Source organism: Shewanella corallii, from assembly GCF_023349125.1.
In the GTDB taxonomy this organism is placed as follows: domain Bacteria; phylum Pseudomonadota; class Gammaproteobacteria; order Enterobacterales; family Shewanellaceae; genus Shewanella; species Shewanella corallii.
The window spans coordinates 127,765-144,730 of the sequence record NZ_JAKIKT010000008.1; the positions used below are offsets into that span (position 1 = coordinate 127,765).

The 16,966-nt window shown below is 50.4% G+C and carries 16 protein-coding genes; 8 read left to right on the forward strand and 8 right to left on the reverse strand.

Annotation, left to right across the window (positions count from 1 at the left end):
* The first annotated feature begins 277 nt into the window (after nucleotides 1–277).
* Nucleotides 278–709, forward strand: coding sequence for a hypothetical protein (locus L2725_RS18375; RefSeq protein WP_115138137.1), 432 nt, complete (start codon nucleotides 278–280; stop codon nucleotides 707–709).
* A gap of 601 nt (nucleotides 710–1,310) precedes the next feature.
* Here the strand turns inward: L2725_RS18375 and L2725_RS18380 are convergent.
* Together L2725_RS18380 and L2725_RS18385 are read right to left on the reverse strand one after the other, a co-directional pair.
* Nucleotides 1,311–2,225: a class I SAM-dependent methyltransferase gene (locus L2725_RS18380; RefSeq protein ID WP_249250288.1), complete on the reverse strand. Its 915-nt coding sequence runs from the start codon at nucleotides 2,223–2,225 to the stop codon at nucleotides 1,311–1,313.
* Between the two features lie 71 nt (nucleotides 2,226–2,296).
* The gene (locus tag L2725_RS18385) at nucleotides 2,297–3,370 is read right to left on the reverse strand and encodes an AI-2E family transporter (protein WP_249250289.1); all 1,074 of its coding nucleotides are present in this window, start codon (nucleotides 3,368–3,370) and stop codon (nucleotides 2,297–2,299) included.
* Between the two features lie 239 nt (nucleotides 3,371–3,609).
* Between L2725_RS18385 and L2725_RS18390 the strand changes: the two genes are divergently transcribed.
* On the forward strand, nucleotides 3,610–4,500 hold the full coding sequence (locus L2725_RS18390; RefSeq protein ID WP_249250290.1) for a TIGR01777 family oxidoreductase: 891 nt from the start codon (nucleotides 3,610–3,612) through the stop codon (nucleotides 4,498–4,500).
* Here the strand turns inward: L2725_RS18390 and L2725_RS18395 are convergent.
* From L2725_RS18395 to L2725_RS18410, 4 genes are read right to left on the reverse strand one after another with little or no spacing between them, the layout of a single operon-like run.
* On the reverse strand, nucleotides 4,497–4,916 hold the full coding sequence (locus L2725_RS18395; protein WP_249250291.1) for a BLUF domain-containing protein: 420 nt from the start codon (nucleotides 4,914–4,916) through the stop codon (nucleotides 4,497–4,499). The genes L2725_RS18390 and L2725_RS18395 overlap by 4 nt on opposite strands.
* Before the next feature lie 30 nt (nucleotides 4,917–4,946).
* Nucleotides 4,947–5,540, reverse strand: a complete 594-nt coding sequence (locus L2725_RS18400; protein ID WP_249250292.1) for a DUF3501 family protein — start codon at nucleotides 5,538–5,540, stop codon at nucleotides 4,947–4,949.
* Nucleotides 5,541–5,556: 16 nt separating this feature from the next.
* The gene (locus L2725_RS18405; RefSeq protein WP_249250294.1) at nucleotides 5,557–6,894 is read right to left on the reverse strand and encodes a heterodisulfide reductase-related iron-sulfur binding cluster; all 1,338 of its coding nucleotides are present in this window, start codon (nucleotides 6,892–6,894) and stop codon (nucleotides 5,557–5,559) included.
* A gap of 59 nt (nucleotides 6,895–6,953) precedes the next feature.
* Nucleotides 6,954–7,373 (reverse strand): rubrerythrin family protein, encoded by a 420-nt coding sequence (locus tag L2725_RS18410; RefSeq protein ID WP_248934808.1) that lies wholly within the window; start codon nucleotides 7,371–7,373, stop codon nucleotides 6,954–6,956.
* Nucleotides 7,374–7,718: 345 nt separating this feature from the next.
* Here L2725_RS18410 and L2725_RS18415 point away from each other — a divergent pair, with 345 nt between their 5' ends.
* Complete coding sequence (locus L2725_RS18415; RefSeq protein ID WP_249250295.1) at nucleotides 7,719–9,899, forward strand: OmcA/MtrC family decaheme c-type cytochrome; 2,181 nt, start codon at nucleotides 7,719–7,721, stop codon at nucleotides 9,897–9,899.
* A 245-nt stretch (nucleotides 9,900–10,144) separates the two neighbouring features.
* On the forward strand, nucleotides 10,145–10,507 hold the full coding sequence (locus L2725_RS18420) for a hypothetical protein (protein WP_249250296.1): 363 nt from the start codon (nucleotides 10,145–10,147) through the stop codon (nucleotides 10,505–10,507).
* Nucleotides 10,508–10,594: 87 nt separating this feature from the next.
* Here L2725_RS18420 and L2725_RS18425 read toward each other — a convergent pair whose 3' ends face one another.
* Nucleotides 10,595–13,060 carry an ABC transporter permease gene (locus tag L2725_RS18425; RefSeq protein ID WP_249250297.1) on the reverse strand — a complete coding sequence of 822 codons (2,466 nt, stop codon included), beginning with the start codon at nucleotides 13,058–13,060 and terminating at the stop codon, nucleotides 10,595–10,597.
* Nucleotides 13,057–13,788 (reverse strand): ABC transporter ATP-binding protein, encoded by a 732-nt coding sequence (locus tag L2725_RS18430; protein WP_249250298.1) that lies wholly within the window; start codon nucleotides 13,786–13,788, stop codon nucleotides 13,057–13,059. Before L2725_RS18430 ends, L2725_RS18425 begins: the two co-directional genes overlap by 4 nt.
* Before the next feature lie 79 nt (nucleotides 13,789–13,867).
* On the opposite strand from L2725_RS18430, the gene L2725_RS18435 reads away from it, so the two are divergent.
* The 4 genes from L2725_RS18435 to L2725_RS18450 all read left to right on the forward strand — a co-directional run bounded on the left by L2725_RS18435 (nucleotide 13,868) and on the right by L2725_RS18450 (nucleotide 16,964).
* Complete coding sequence (locus L2725_RS18435) at nucleotides 13,868–14,434, forward strand: arylesterase (RefSeq protein ID WP_249250299.1); 567 nt, start codon at nucleotides 13,868–13,870, stop codon at nucleotides 14,432–14,434.
* Between the two features lie 179 nt (nucleotides 14,435–14,613).
* On the forward strand, nucleotides 14,614–15,696 hold the full coding sequence (locus L2725_RS18440) for a DUF481 domain-containing protein (RefSeq protein WP_249250300.1): 1,083 nt from the start codon (nucleotides 14,614–14,616) through the stop codon (nucleotides 15,694–15,696).
* Nucleotides 15,697–16,322: 626 nt separating this feature from the next.
* Nucleotides 16,323–16,727 (forward strand): hypothetical protein, encoded by a 405-nt coding sequence (locus tag L2725_RS18445; RefSeq protein WP_249250302.1) that lies wholly within the window; start codon nucleotides 16,323–16,325, stop codon nucleotides 16,725–16,727.
* A 3-nt stretch (nucleotides 16,728–16,730) separates the two neighbouring features.
* Nucleotides 16,731–16,964, forward strand: a complete 234-nt coding sequence (locus L2725_RS18450) for a hypothetical protein (protein WP_249250303.1) — start codon at nucleotides 16,731–16,733, stop codon at nucleotides 16,962–16,964.
* Nucleotides 16,965–16,966 lie beyond the last annotated feature (2 nt).

Genomic DNA, 16,966 nt, shown 5'->3' on the forward strand with positions numbered 1-16,966 from the left:
TAGACAGCCGAAAATAACCTTTATTTTCAGCACATTGAGAGGTTTGACCACAGTCGTCAACAAAGTTGTCCACAGATTTTGTGGATAACAATCCTTGCCTTGGCCTTTCAGAATCCTGCTGTAGCACGTCTTTGTCAAGTCTTTATGATCTTTTTGCGATCTCTGACTCATCCCGCCAGATTGCAGCAGGCGTAAACGGGCGGAAGCTAAACTTGATCAATGAGCGCCATATCGCAATACTTGTTATCAGGGAAGTCAACATAACACATGGAAAACTATGCGTATTATTCTGCTTATTACCGCGATGCTGGCGGCTTTTATAACCACAGGGTGTTCCGACGATATCCAGGGCCCCCCCAGTACACCAGAGCTCACTTCCAGAGGCTTTTTTGAAGCCATCTATGTCGACCGTAATGTGAAACAGGCTGAACAGTATGTCGATGTCTCCATTAAGGAGTTGCTGCAGCACTATCGCATTGCCTCTTCCGTGCAGCGTCATATGCTGAATCTGTCGATGACCGACGTCACCATTGAGATTATGGAAGTGGATCTGGACTTCTTCCGTAAATTCAGTGATTCCACCACAGTGGTAGTGAAACTCACCGGCCGCAAAAATGGCCAGAAGTGGAAAGACGACAGAACCCTGAGGCTGGAGAAGCGTAAAGGTATCTGGGTTATTACCGAGATCGTCCCGGAGAAACTGCGCTAACAGTAGCCCGTTTGAATCACACATAAAAAAACAGCAGCCGAGGCTGCTGTTTTTTTGCTTGTTCTGCTGGGTCTACACAGATACAGAGGCGACTTGGAGTGGGTCAGTTCCAAGTCTGGCTTGTGGAATTAATCCAGAAAAGCTTCTTCATCCATATCAACAGGCAGAGACTCGATCACTTCGTCCTGAACCTGATAATAGGCGTTTTCGTACTCTTGAATTTCCATCACAACTCCATACTTCGTCGGGAACAGAGGCGTGCCTATTTTCGGTGACACTTTGCCTTGTTGGGTGCACATAAAACTCCTTTAGCGCACTTCAAAGTCTAACACCAACCCGCACAGAGTTACAGAAAACTTTCAGTTTCGGTATACAAAAATGCCTTAAATCGGCATAAACCACTGAAAAACGCCCATCAAGAAGCCGCGATCATGAAAGCCTTTCAGGTTAACAAGTCAAATTTGACTGAGTAAGTTGAAATAAGTCAGCCTTCAAGACATCAGGCAAACATCGTTAGCCACAGATAAACAAAAGCCCCTGGCTACCCAACGTCCGGGATAGCAAGGGGCTTTGTTAAGCTCACATTCTGCCAGCTTAAATCCTAGCTTTCCGCCAATTTATATCTGAGCACCTTGAGGGACTTCTCCTCATCGATATCCGCAAACACCTCAGGGTTGGGCAAACGCTCAACAAATGAAAGTGATGGCGCGGCATCCTGCACCTGACCTTTCAGGAAGTCAGTGTTCAGCTCAGGCGCGTTCAGGCAAAGCAGCAACTCCGCATCCGCATTCAAGAGTTCAGGGAGTTTGCGCAACAAGCGAACATAGTCCTTGGTCGCCACAAAGCTGCCCTTTTGATTACTCGGCGGATCGGCAATCACCAGATCATAAGGACCATACTTGCGCAGCTTACCCCATGACTTGAAGATATCATGGCCCAGATAGCTGACGTTTTTATCAAAGCCATTGAGATGGTGATTCTGCTTACCGGTCGACAGTGCACCTTTAGCCATATCGATATTCACCACAGCCTCTGCCCCACCCGCCATCGCCGCAACCGAAAAGCCACAGGTATAGGAGAACAGATTCAACACCCGCTTGCCTTTGGCATTGGCCTGTACCCAGGCTCTCCCTTCACGCATATCCAGGAACAAACCGTGGTTTTGACCCCGCATCAGGTGGATATTGAAGCGATTGCCATTTTCTTCAACCACATGCTGCCAGGGCACCTCTCCGGCAATGACCTGAGTCTCAGTCTGGCCACCGGCACGATATTGATACACCAGGTTCAAGGTTTGACCCTGACCGACTCTTTGCCAGAACGCCTCAAGCGTGGAAATTAGTTGTTGCAGCTGTTCCTGTTCAAGCGGTCTGAAACTGGTCAGCAGCAAGACAGGGGCAAACCAGTCCAGACACAGATGTTCAGCGCCGGCATACTTACCGCCGCGACCATGGAAAATACGGCCGGAATCACTGGGCAACTCCAGCGTCGCAAGTTGTTCAATAAATGCGTGCATAAGGTCCAATCATAAAAAAGGCCATGGACAACCCATGGCCGGAAATTGGCAGCAAGATACCACAAATCACCCTATTGGGCTTGTTCTGCCTGCTCCACCTTGTCATTCTCATCCTCACTGACTTTATCAGACAGCAAAATCGCCAGCCATTTACCACTGTTGCTGGACTCAAGTGCAATTTTCACAATCATGGTTAAGGGCACTGACAACAGCATACCCACACTGCCCAGCAACCAGCCCCAGAAGATTAACGACAGAAATACCACCAGAGTAGACAGACCCAGGCCACGTCCCATAAATTTGGGCTCAACAATATTGCCCATCACGGTATTCACCCCAAGATACAAACCTGCCACAACACCGGCCTGAGCCGGGCCCAGTTGCAAAAAAGCCAGCAGTACTGCGGGCACGGCCGCGATAATAGAACCTATATTGGGAATATAATTGAACAGAAACGCTACTACTGCCCACAGCAGCGCGTAATCCACCCCTATGATCCAAAGGCCTATACCCACAATTACACCCGTGGCTACACTCACCAGGGTCTTTATCACCATATATTGATTGATGGACTGAAGTACCTTATCAATTTGCTGCAAACGCATATCCGGATCATCCAGGGCAAAATGCAGTTTTTTGGGCAGATCCGATGCCTCAAACAACATAAATACAATGGTCAGAATAATCAGGAAAAGGTTGGCCATCACATTGCCCACACCAGAGAGCATATTAGTGGTCATCGACAGCGCCATTCCGGGGTCAAACAACGCCAGCACCTTCTCTTTGGAGATCTGAATATTGAACTCTCTGAGTTTATCCAGCACCCAGGCAAACTGTTCAACCAACTGGCTTTGATATTGGGGTAACTGACGGGAGAAATCGTTGATACTGCTACCGACCACAGATGCCAGCCAAAGCCCCATCAACACGATGAACACCATCAGCAGGGACACAGCCAACAACTTGGGAAAGCGGTAACGCACCATCAACTGAATAACCGGATTACAGATAACGGCGATAAAGGCTGACAGCACGAAAGGAACAACAATCGCGCTGGCTGCCTTGATACCAGCCAGAATAATGACCAAAAAGGCCATGACGGCAAAGCCCCGATAGGCGAGTGATGCGCCTTCCAAGCGGTTCATTCTCATCCCCTTTGATTTAAAAGCCGGTAGCGGCAGAATTGGAATATACTGCTACAGTGCCAATAAATCAGATAATTAGCCAGCAAAGATATGATCCAGAGTCGCAGCTGGCAGGTAGTGAAAGGTATTTGCATAGGTCCATCAGGCAGCAGACCTTACGTCACGATTAACGCGCATCCAGGACGAGCAAAATTCAACCATGAGAGGTCAACAGACCCTAAACAGGAGCAGAGGCAAGCATGAAGATTTTACTTACCGGGGGAACTGGCTTTATCGGTCAGGCGCTGATCAAATTATTATCTCCCAGCCATGAGATAGTGGTGCTGACACGCAATGTCAATAACGCACGACGCGTTATTCCTTCAGTAGCATGCATAGAGACGCTCGATAATTTAGATAACCTTGATGGCTTTCAGGCTGTCATTAACCTCGCCGGTGAACCCATTGTAGGTAAACGCTGGAGTGATGCCCAAAAGCATCGACTGTGCCACAGCCGCTGGGATCTCACCGCCAAACTTGCAGGGTTAATCAAAGCCTCGCAAACCCCGCCTCAGGTGTTTATCAGTGCTTCCGCCATCGGTTTTTACGGTATCCACGACACCACGCCCCTGACAGAAACCGCCAAGCCCAATCCGGATTTCGCCCATGACCTTTGCGCCAAATGGGAAAACCTGGCCCTGCAAGCTGACGGCGAGCAGACCCGGGTTTGTATTGCACGAATAGGTATTGTCCTCGGAGCCAATGGCGGCGCACTGGCGAAAATGTTACCCGCCTTCAAGCTGGGGTTGGGCGGTCCCATAGGTCATGGCGAACAGGGAATGAGCTGGATTCACCTCGATGACCTGCTGGGGTTGATTCGCTTCATGCTGGAAACTGAATCGGCCCGCGGGGTATACAATGCCACCGCCCCGGTTCCGGTCAGCAACAAAACCTTCACTCAAACCCTGGGCAAAGTGCTGCATCGCCCCGCTTTTCTGCCGGCTCCGGCATTTGCGCTCAAGTGTATTCTGGGGGAAAGTGCCATGCTGCTGACAGAAGGCCAGTACGTGGTGCCCAGCAAAGCCACCATTGAAGGTTTTGAATTTGAGTTCTCCCAATTGGAACCCGCCCTGGAAGATATTCTGGCTTAAGCCTGATCTTTGAAGTAGAGCAGTATCTCCACCGACGCCGCTTTCATCTGTTGTAATGCAGAGGCGTCAAACCTGTCAGACATAATATCGGACAGGCCTGGTAACTGCTCTTCATCTACCCGGTCTGCATTCACAAACCCCATGCTCCAATCGGCAAAATGACGCTGAGGCAGATGATGAGAATATAGTTGGGTGACCCGGCCATGCCTGGGGTCTTGTCGCACCGTGTCATAGAGCTTAAGCACCTGCTGCTCTTCGCCTTCCAGCAGTTGCAGGAAAGAGCCATTACGATACAGCAACATCCCGGTAATGCCGACACGCTCATTGTTAGCTCTGGCCTCGACCAACAGGGCTGTTAAATCTCTTTCCACCATAGGGCTCTGGGCCCGGGACATATACACAAGTTCAAACAACATCGAGCATCCTGCCTTATCTGTATCCATTTACTATTGGAAGAGTCTGGCTTCCAAATCTTCACTTAATGCCAGCCTGCCAGCATCGTCTACCAGGGTAAAATTGGGCTGCACATGATGAGTGTCAATACCAATCATTAACTCCTCTCCGGATTTCAGCCCATGAATATCTGCATCAGACAACTCGAACCTTAAGAAGTGCACGCTTGAGGTTTTCTCGTCGTTTTCCCGCTCCAGATCTTCGTCGGCTATGGCAAAGACCTGAGGATGTTCCGCCACTTTAAGCCACACCTTATGTTCCGCTCCCTTAAGCAGCGTCAACATACGCTTTCTTTGCTCGACATCTGTGTACTCAAACATCAGGGTTGCCTTAAGGTTACTGCCGTTGGGGATTAAAGGGTTATAGGCATCCAACTCCTCCTGAATACCGTCAGGTTCGAAGATGCGCTCCACCCTGAGCATCTCCTGGATCTGATATTGAATCGTGATTTTATCTTCAAACAACAGCCTGACATGGTCACCAATGGCAATGTGCCGGTGACGTTTGTGGTCCATCACTCTGGCTCTGAAATCATTGCGCCTGACTGCATATTCTTCCAACGACCATAAGTCCTCTCTGGTGAGCATTTCTGCCTCCTTAAATTCACAGTCCATAGGCATGCCTGAGCAAGGTCATAGGATGCACAGGTTGCTGGCCGGATTTGGATAGATGGGTAATATGAGTCGCTGCCATGGGGCAATCACTGGCAACATGGGGCGAATTAAGTTGCTCCAACTTACGAACCACTGGCCGTGCAATTTTGACCGAAGCGTCACGGGTTTCCACCTTTACGGCATAAGTGCCGTCGTGGCCAGAGCAGCGCTCAATCGCATTAACATTGGTGTCTGGGATCAATGCCAGCACATCCCGGGTTTTCAGGCCAATGTTCTGAACCCGCAAGTGGCAGGCCACATGATAGCTGATGTCGCCCAGCCCCTGCTTGAAATCCAGCTTGAGGCCACTGCCTTTATGACGCAGGAACAGATACTCAAATGGGTCATACATGGCCCTTTGTACCTTAAGTACATCCGGGTCATCGGGGAACATCAAGGGCAACTCCTGCTTGTACATCAACACACAGGATGGCACGGGCGCGATAATATCAAACCCCTCATCCACCAGCTTTGCCAGGACCGGAATATTGGCCTGTTTTAATTTGGCCACTGACTCAAAGTCCCCCAACTCCAGTTTCGGCATACCGCAGCACTGCTCTTTGGGCACCACTTCAAGGTGAATATCGTTGTGCTGAAATACTTTAAAGAAATCTTCTGCCAGATAGGGACTGTTGTAATTGCCGTAACAGGTGGCATACAGGGCAACCTTGCCAGTGGTTTCGCCAATGGCATTAACCTGAGTGTCTTGTTCTGGCCTGGCGAGTATGCGGGCACGCTTTCTCAGGGGGTTGGAGTCATACCCCGGCAAAGGCGCCTCATGATGAATCCCCAAAGATGATTCCAGCGCTTTACGGAACAGGCCATTCTTATTACTGGCATTGACTACGGCGCTGATTACCGGGGTGGAGGCCATCTTTCCCATGGTGTCTGTACTGGTGATCAGCTTGTCCCGGAAGCGGGCACCCTGTTCCTGAAAATGCACCGCTTTGGCTCTGAGCATCAGGTGGGGAAAGTCCACCTGCCACTCATGGGGTGGCACATAAGGGCACTTGCTCATGTAGCACATGTCACACAGGTAACATTGATCCACCACTTTGTGATAATCCGCCTTGTCGACCCCGTCTACTTCCATGGTCTCTGACTCATCAACCAGGTCAAACAACACAGGAAAAGCATTGCACAGGGAAACACAACGGCGACAACCATGACAGATGTCGTATACCCGCTCCAACTCCTTGTTCAATGCCTCACGATCGTAAAACTCCGGGGTTTGCCAAGCTATGGGATGTCGGGTTGGGGCCTCCAGGCTACCTTCTTTTTTACTCATATCCATCTCCGGCAGAAAAAGTCAGGGAGCCGAAACTCCCTGTAGATAATGACGGGATATCAGGCGTCCAACTGATCCAACGCCTTTTGAAAGCGGTTGGCGTGACTTCGCTCAGCTTTGGCCAGGGTTTCAAACCAGTCAGCAATTTCATCGAATCCTTCATCTCTGGCAGTTTTTGCCATCCCCGGGTACATATCTGTGTACTCATGGGTTTCGCCGGCAATAGCAGATTTGAGGTTATCTGAGGTGCCGCCAATTGGCAGACCGGTCGCAGGATCCCCCACTTCTTCCAGGTATTCCAGATGCCCATGGGCATGACCGGTTTCACCTTCAGCGGTGGAGCGGAATACCGCAGCAACATCGTTGTAGCCTTCAACATCGGCTTTTGATGCAAAGTAGAGATAACGGCGGTTGGCTTGTGATTCGCCCGCAAAGGCGTCTTTAAGGTTTTGCTCGGTTTGTGATCCTTTCAGTGACATGTTTCTCCCCCCACTGAATTGATGGTTGGTGAGTGTCACAGATCAACGTCTCATCTGTGGCGCGGATAGCTATGGCTCTTTTAAAGCTAGACCCATGGTTAAAATTTATACAGACCAATTTTCCGATTAGTTCAATCCAATATTCAGATAAACCAAGTCGATAGCAGGGTCATGGGAATCTTTGCCCCGATAATTCGCCGGATAATTTCCAATATATTTACCAAAATAACGCCGGATATTTGCCCGGATTTTTCTTTGAACCCCATCAACAACCCTTTTATTTCAATTAGATAAAGTCTCATTGTTCATTTATGAAAATTACAATTCCTAAAAGGAGAATGAGCAATGAGATGGAGCAAACGTAATCTGTGGGTGGTTATGGCCGGAGCGCTCGCTCTGGCCGCCTGCGATGGTGAAGATGGAAAAGATGGTGAAGATGGCAGCCCTGGCGGCCCTGGCGATCCGGGCGATCCGGGCGCAGTAGGCCTTCATATTGATATGGCCAATGAGGCCAATGCCAACATCACATCGGCAGTGATCAACGATGGTGTTATTACCCTTGAGTTTGAGTTAACCAACAAGCAGGGAGTTGGCCTGTTTGGTCTGGACGGCGACAACCCATTCCACGACTTTCGTTTTTCCATTGCTCAAATGGCAGTGGACGGAAAATTAAAGCAGTGGCAATCCCTGTTGAACGATGCCACCAACGACGACGCCACCACCTTTGAACAGGGTTTTGAAAAAATTAAAGATTGTCCGGACTGCCTGACAGATAACAAGGATGGCAGCTACAGCTACACCTTCCAGACTAACCTCAACACTTATGTTGACGCAGCAGGCATCAGCTTTGACTCGGCCCTGACCCAGAGAATTGCCATCGAAATGCAGTTCGAATACGACTCAGGCCATGAACTTGCCGAGAATGCCCACTATGACTGGATACCCGCCAGTGGCAGTCAGGATGGTATCGAAACCCGTCAACTGGTCACTATGGAAACCTGCTACACCTGCCACCAGCCCGACAGCCTGAAAGCTCACGGTGGACGCAGACTGGATATGGAAAACTGCCAGTCCTGCCACAATGGCATGGTGTCAGATCCCAACGGCGTGTCTGTCGAACTTGGTCATATGGTCCACGCAATTCATATGGGGCCAAACCGGGAAGGTAAAGATGCCAGTGGTGATATCGTTCCCATGCCATACACGGTGCAGGGCTATGGTGGTGCCCATGCCTTTGATTATCCAATATTCCCAACCAAGCCTTTTATGGATTGTCAGACCTGTCACGTCGAGGATGAGCAGCTGGCTGATATGACTCTGTGGAAAGAGCATGCCAACGCCAACGCATGCACCGGCTGTCACACTGACTCTCCGGCTCAGCACGGCAATGTCACCATTCCTGAAGAGATGACCTGTATTCAGTGCCACGGCGGTACTGATCACACCAAGATGAACGCGCCATACGACGCAGCCAAAGGCTTCGATGTATCGGTCACCCAGGTCACAGTCACACCTGAAAACCTGCTGCAATTTGATGTCACCATCATGGATGCACAGGGCAATGCTGTCCCTAAAGAGCAGGTCTATCAAAAGGGATACAGCAACCCATATATGGTAGTCAGCTGGGATGTTGAGAAAGACTACCCTGAGTCAACCGGCGCCGGTGAAACTCTTGGAACCACCTATGACCACAGACGTTTCAGTCTGATTGGTGATGGTTCAACTCAATACAATGAGCAAACCAGGGTATTCACTGTCACCACAGAGAAAATGAAGGGAGACAAGACTTATACGCTGGCACTGCCTGCGGACATAGCCGAGCGTTCACTGGAAATCCTGCCAGTGCTGAAAGTGTGCTTCGCCGGTAAGACAGATCAACTGACCGACTGTAGTGCAGAGAATGCCTACCCTGCCTATGTGCAAACCGACGCTTACCGCGCTTTTCTCGGAGATCCGGACAAGCAGGTAGCACAGCGCAGAAGCATTGTAGATAACGCCAGGTGTCACGACTGTCACAGCGCCGAGTTCTATCACGACTCAAACGGCGTGAACTGTATCTCCTGTCACGTCAATGACAAGAACATCAAGTCTGCCGGCACCGACGACAACGGCAAAGAGATGTTCAAGTCCACCAACTTTATGTACAAAGCCCACAAAGCTGAAGGTCATCACAATGGTCATGGCGGCAGTGGTACTGTACTGAAAACCGACTGTACCACCTGCCACTCTGCTGAAGAGGGATGGGGTGGTATGAACTATGGCTTCGAGTTGGGACGTAACGGCGGCGCAGCCCTGGCCTTCCCGGAAGACATCTACACCAACAATACCTGGTTTGCCTCTGCGGACGTGGGCTCTTGTTTGAGCTGTCACCAGAAGTATATGTCTGAAGCCGGTTTTGCCCATATGCGTAATAACGGCGGATATTTTGGTCCTGAAAAGACTGAAGCTCAAAACGCCAAAGAGGCCTGTGCCACCTGTCACTCGCCTCAGAAACTGGTGCAACATCACGGTCATTCTCTTGACTGATGTGCCCCCGTCCGGGTTGCAGGATAATCCGGACTTTTCCTGCAATTCCAAGGCGCCTTCGGGCGCCTTTTTCATCCAGATCACATTTACAACATAAAAACATGACAGCCTCCGGGACAATACATTTAAATAACCCTAAAGGAGTATTTGCAATTCTCAATGGCAGAATTCGAAAGTCACAGAGAGGTAACATGGACCAGCTTGTCCCATACCGACAAGGGTCCACGGATTGCGGAGGTAGCAGTATGAGTCAGGACAATGGACTGGCCCCACTTGAGGCGGTCAAAGAGTATGCCTTTATCAATCACAGAGCGGGTAACAAGCAGCGCAAAAGAATCTGGGAGCTGACCCTGTCGGAGTGCCGCAGCAGAGCCAAAATTCATGAAAGCCCGGGTGACGATGATAATGAACGCATACTAACGCTTAAACTGGGCAAAAAGGTGTTGGACCTGACCCGAATACAACCCGGCTGCTCCCGCTTGAAAGTTCCGCTCAATAAAGTGAAGTCGGTTAAAACTCACTTGCTTGATGCGGTGGCGCAGGGGTTGTTTGACAGTGAACTGCTCACCGCTCAGCAACTGCTGCAGCCAGGGTCCACCACCAGTTGATACCCGCTGCTGGCTGTTAACAGCGACCTCCCCTCAATCAAAAACAAGGGCGACCAACTGGCCGCCCTTAGTAGACTCATCTGACTATCAGGATTGCAGTAGCTGCGAGCAGCTTTGTCTCAGCAAGTTGCGACAACGCCACAACCCCAGAGTGGCCACAATCAAGCCACCGGCGAGAGGCGCCATCAGCCACCAGTCCCAGTGCATATATACATTAAGCTCAAACACCTGAGTCTTGAGCAGATACAGGGTCAATTCTGCCACCACCACGGCCAGGAATCCGGCAATCATACCCAGCAGAGCAAACTCCAGCCCGGTGGCGCTGCGCAGTAACCAGCCGCTGCCGCCAAAGGTTCTGAGCACCGCCAACTCCCGCTGACGGGTCGCCATCCCGGCTTCGGTCTGGGCAAAAAGCACCAGCGCACTAGCCGCCAATACCAGTATCAATACCAGAGTTAACGACAGAGACACCTGCTCGACAATTTCCCGAAGCTGATTGACCATGGCGCCTACATCGATAACAGACACGGTCGGGAAGGATTTGATTAAATCCACCACCAATTCACGGCGACTGTCATCCAGATGGAAAGAGACCATGGAGGTATGGGCAAACTGCCCCAGATCTTCCTGACGCATAATCATAAAGAAGTTGGGTTGCAGGGTTTCCCAGTGTACAGCGCGCACACTGGTCACTTTCACGCTAAAGTCCCGGTTATCTATGGTAAAGGTGAGTTCATCTCCCAGCTTAAGACCCAATCGTTCCATCACCTTGGTTTCGATGGACACCTCACCGGGCTTGGTGTTGAACTCCCCTTCAAGCAGATCATTATTGGGTGGCAGGGTATCCCGCCATGTCAGGTTGAGCTCACGCCCTATTCCTACCCGGCCTTCTACCCCTTCTTCCTGCTGGCTGTAGGTAATTAACTGCTCGCCGTTAATGGCACTCATACGACCGCGCACCACAGGGTAGATATCTGTAGTCAGGATGCCGTTATTGGCGAAAAACTGCGCCATGGGCGCTTCATCTTCCGGCGCGATATTCACCAAAAAGTAGTTGGGCGAATTTTCAGGCAACTGCTTTTGCCACTCATCCAGCAGGTCCTGTCTGAGCGCCATAATCACCAGCAGCAGTAACAGGGCACTGGAGAAACCTACCAGTTGCACCGCATTTTGGCGGGCACGGCGTCTGAGACCAGCCAGTGCCAACTGCAGTGGGTTGGTGGTTTTCATCCCCACACTGTGGCCAACTCGCACCATCACAAACCCCAGCGCCCCCAGAAGCACCGCCAGCGCACATACCGCAACCACGACCGTCATGGTCAGTGGAACCGAACCCGAGTAGAGATAACCCAGCAACGCCATCGCCGCCAGACTCATCAGCAGATGCAGCCAGGCTCCCATGGAGATCCCTTCCAGCTGACGCTGCAATACCCTGAGGGGTGGTATCGCCAGCAGCCTCAGCAGTGGATAGGCTGAGAACATAAACGCGCTGATAATACCTGTAGTGACACCCAGTAATCCCGGACGCCACCAGGAGGTATCGTAGGAGGCTATCTCCTCCGGCAACATGCTGCTGATACCTATATCCAACAAGCGGCCGCCAACCAAACCCAGGGCAATACCTGTGAGTGTCACCAGCATCAAATGCAGCGCAAACAGATTACGGATCTGCTTACCTGATGCACCGAAGGTTTTCAGCATGGCCACCACATCATAATGGCGCTGACAGTATCTTTGAGCCGCAATACCAATGGCGGCGCAGGCCAGCGCAATCCCCAGCAAACTGGCCAATAGCAGGAACCGTTCTGCCCGTTGAACAGCCCCGGCTATGGGAGAGTCACCGGACTGCACATCAACCCAACGCTGTGAGGTGGACAGCAAGGGTTTGACATACTCTTCAAACTCGTCGAGTGCACCGCTATCTCCGGCAAACTGATAAAGATAAGTGACGCGACTGCCGGGCTGAATAATCTGGGTTTTGCCCACATCTTCCAAACGCATCAACACTACAGGCGAGGACGCAAATGGGTTGAAGCCAGCATCGGGCAGGCGGCGTATCTCTTCAGCCAATGCAAAATTGGCCATTCCAAGCTCAATACTGGCGTCCTGTGGGTTATCCTGCACACCCAGCAGGCGAGCCAATCGGTTTTCGTACCAGAGCTCCCCCTCTCCCGGCAGTTTTGCCGTTGGGCCTGAAGAGAGTTCAATCTCCCCTTTGAGAGGATACCCCTGCCCGACAGCCCTTACCGTTACCAGCTGGAAACCTTCATCACCAAACAGCATGGAGTTAAAACGCATGCTGGACACCTGAGAAAGTCCCAGCTCCTGAGCCTGCTCCAGTATCTCCGTGGCAATAGGCTCAGGTGAGTTAATAATTCTATCTGCAGCGATAAATTTGGCGGCCTGACCATTAATCGCCACCTGCAAACGCTCGCTGACGCCAGCAAGACCACTAACCGACAGTACCGCCAGCATAATGGCCAGAATAATCAGCAGCAGCTGTCCCTGCTGCAATTCGCGCCTGAACAGGCGAAGTGCCAGGGTCCAGCTCATGCCTGAGCCTCCTTAAGCGGCTGCTCAATCCGGGAGGCGCTCTCTTCTACTCCGACGTCAGATTCTGACAGGTGACCATCTTCCATAATCAGCTGCCTTGAACAGCGACTGGCCAGCGTTAAGTCGTGGGTGACCAGCACCAATGTGGTGTCCGACTCCCGGTTCATCTCAAACAGCATGTCAGCAACTTTGGTGCCATTGACCGGATCCAAATTACCCGTTGGCTCATCGGCAAACAGTACCTTCGGCTCACTGATAAAGGCCCGGGCAATAGCTACTCTTTGCTGCTCACCGCCCGACAGTTGCTTGGGCAAGTGTCCCAGACGATGGGATAAGCCAACCCGCTCCAACATGGCTTCGGCTTTTTGTCTGGCATCTTTTACCCCGGCCAACTCAGCCGGCAACATGACGTTTTCCAGTGCGGTCAGCGTATCCACCAGCATAAAGGACTGAAAAATAAAGCTGAGCTTGTCTTTACGCAGCGCAGCTTTTTGCTCTTCATCGAGTCCACTCAAGGCTGCACCATCCAGCCAGATCTCTCCATCAGTTGGCGTATCCAGAGCGGCCAAAAGCCCCAGTAAGGTAGACTTACCAGAACCGGAAGGCCCTGTAATAGCAACACTTTGGCCCGGCTTGACATCAAGCTCGATGCCATTGAGGATAGAGAGCTCTCCCTCCTGGGTGGTAACGGATTTACAGAGGCGACTGACTTTAATGGCACTGTTCACTGGGTTCTCTTCCTTTTTTCGCAAACTGGTTCTCGGAAATCGCATTCGCACCGGAGTGCAGCTCCTGCTTGTGTCTCTTATGTTACATAATCCAGCGTGGGCTGCATCCGTTCTTATCCTGGGTGACAGTCTAAGTGCGGCTTATCGCATGCAGGAATCCAAAGGCTGGGTGCAACTGTTACGGGATGAAATGCCCTCTGTGGAGATAATCAATGGTTCAGTCAGTGGTGAAACTACTGCTGGAGGCCTGCGCAGACTCCCGTCTTTGCTGGATTCTGCCACCCCGGATGTACTGGTTATCGAACTCGGTGGCAATGACGGCCTGCGTGGCTTCTCACCCAAACAACTGAAATCAAATCTTACAAAAATGATTGAGTTAGGACAGTCCAACGGCGCAACTGTACTGCTGACTGAAATCATGGTGCCCCCCAACTATGGGCCAAGATACAGCCAGATGTTCAATCAGGTGTTCCACGATCTGGCCGATGACTACGATGTCGCGCTTATCCCTTTCTTTATGACAGAGATAGCCCCACAGGCCGATTTAATGCAAAGAGACGGCATTCACCCCAATGAAGCCGCACAGCCAAAAATTACGCAGTGGATGAAACCCTGGATCATTGAAGCCACTGATAACCTGGATTAACAGTCTAAATATTCAGCAGTTGCACATGGCTTAAGTTGTGCACTAATTGAATCAGTAACATAGCGTCCGGACTTCACCTTGAAGCCGGGCGCTTTTTCATTACAATATCCGGCTTCGTTTTATACCAATTGCATCCAGCCATTGGTGGTTTCCAGTAGTTCAGGAGATTCCACTTTCCCATGTCAGTTCATTCCTCATCCTCCAGGCTGTCTTCAGCGCTGGCGTTAACCCTGTTTAGCCTTTTAGCAGCGCCTCAGGCCGTTGCCGGTGATGCACTTCGCCCACCGGTTGAAAGCCAGAAAGACTGGCTACAGCTGAAGTCCAATGAGTTGCTGCGTGGTGAAATCAAAGCCCTGTACGATGATGAGCTGGAGTTTGACAGTGATGAGCTGGACACAGTGATGATCGACTGGGATGACATCAAGCTGCTGCAAAGCGCCGGGATTGTAAGCATCGGCTTTACCGACCTGTCCACCCGCACGGGCAAACTCCTGATTGAGGATGGTCGCAGTTATCTGGATGGTGTTGAATTCAATCCAGCTGAGATTATGACCATCATTGCCGGCGATCAGGAAGAAGCCAACTATTGGTCAGGCAAAATCAGCCTTGGTGCCAATATCCGTTCAGGTAACACAGATCAAATCGACTACAGTGCCCGCGCCAAGACGACGCGCCGCACCACTGAGTCACGTTTCAACGCTGACTATCTGGGCAATTACACCAAGAATGATGGCGAATCCACGGTGAACAACCACAGGGTTAACTCCAACTTCGACTGGTTTATCTCCAAGCAGTTTTATCTGCGCCCAATCTTTGCTGAGCTGTACAAAGACCCTTTCCTGAATATCGACTATAAAGCCACAGTCGGTGCCGGTGTGGGTTACAACCTTATCGACAGCAAGAAGACCGAATGGAGTGTGAGTGGTGGTCCTGCATACACCTACACCCGCTTTGACCAGGTGGAAACCGGCGCCCGCGAAAGCGATGGCAGCAGCTCCCTGGTGCTTGAAACTGTTTACGATACCGAGCTGACCAGCAGCGTGGATTTCACCACCAAGTATCAGCTGCAATACTCCAGTGAAGAAGCCGGTGGTTATAGCCACCACGCTATCGCCTCACTGGCCGTTGAGCTGACCGATATCTTCGATCTTGACCTGTCTTTCGTGTGGGACCACACGGGTAAACCTCAGGCTGGTGCCAATGGCATTATGCCGGATAAGAACGATTACCAGTTTATTATTGGGTTTGGTGTAGATTTGTAATTCTGCTCAGTTGCCGCAGTTTGGCTTGGAGTGGCCAAGCTGCCACTGGCTTCAACTCTGCGAGTTGCCAGCATCTTAGATTAAGGCAAGCTACGCTTGCCAGAACATCGAAGCCTTCCAGGCTTCACCCGGGCAAGAGGGGATCAACAGCAATTCCCTCTTGCATCTCCCTTGCCGCCCCAACCGAAGTTGTAACCCATCGTAAAATGATTTCAATACACGCAACCGTCACCGATTCCACATCCCTGTCTCAGCGGTGCCTGTCTCGTCATCCCTGACGAGACTTGCTATTGAAACCATTTCCCTCCGGCAACTTCGAACGGGGAATGGTGTATTCCTCAAACTCACAATTGCCCCCAAGTGACTTTCGCTATGCATAGCGTGGTTTTCGTGGGGAAAAACACTAAATAAGCTATAATATCATGAGCTTAGCTAACTTTAATTTTAATAACAGCCGACAGGCAGACAGATAATGTGCCAGCACACTTTTGCTCAAACTCTGATCTGGACTTTTACTCACAACCTATTGAATAATAGGCCAAAATATCAGCATAATTATCACTGCTCTGAGGTGAGTGACAAACGAGCATGTACCCTATACAAATGTTAAGTTTCAAGGAGAGGCTGTGCCAGAGTTCAAAATACTGAATCACGTCATCGACTACATGGAATCTACAGGCTCAACCTATAAGCTCGTTACTCTTTCTGTTGACCAAGAACTTGTAGATGAGATAAATGAGGAAAACAAAACTTCATATTCGCTTGCTGAGCTAGAGAAAGCCACTGATAAGTGCTTGGCACACGAATGGCTTGAGCATGCAACACTAGGTGGTGGGAAGTACGGTAGTTTGAGAATTACTCCTAAGGGTGTTGGTGCGGCAAGGTCTAAAAGAAAATCAGAGGAGCAAAAGGCTTCTAGAAGCCCTCTTAAAAAAGCATCTGATTATGTTGATGACCACAAGGGGCTATTTGTTGTTTTGGGCTTCTTATTAGCTTTAACAACTCTCTCACTAAAGATTTTTGGAGGGTGATTTATGAAGGGTAAAAGCTTTACAGTTGAATTGAAGTGCTTTTTTTGTGATTGCTCGTTAGAAGGGGTGGCTGAGAAAGAGTATGTTTCGGGAGATATGCTTGAATGTCAGAATTGCCATGACCTTAATGATTATGATGCTCTAATTGATGTTGCTGCGGAAGAAGGTAAAAATCTTGTAGCCGATTATGCACAGCAAGAGATCGAAAAAATGCTAAAAAAGGCATTCAAAAAATGAAA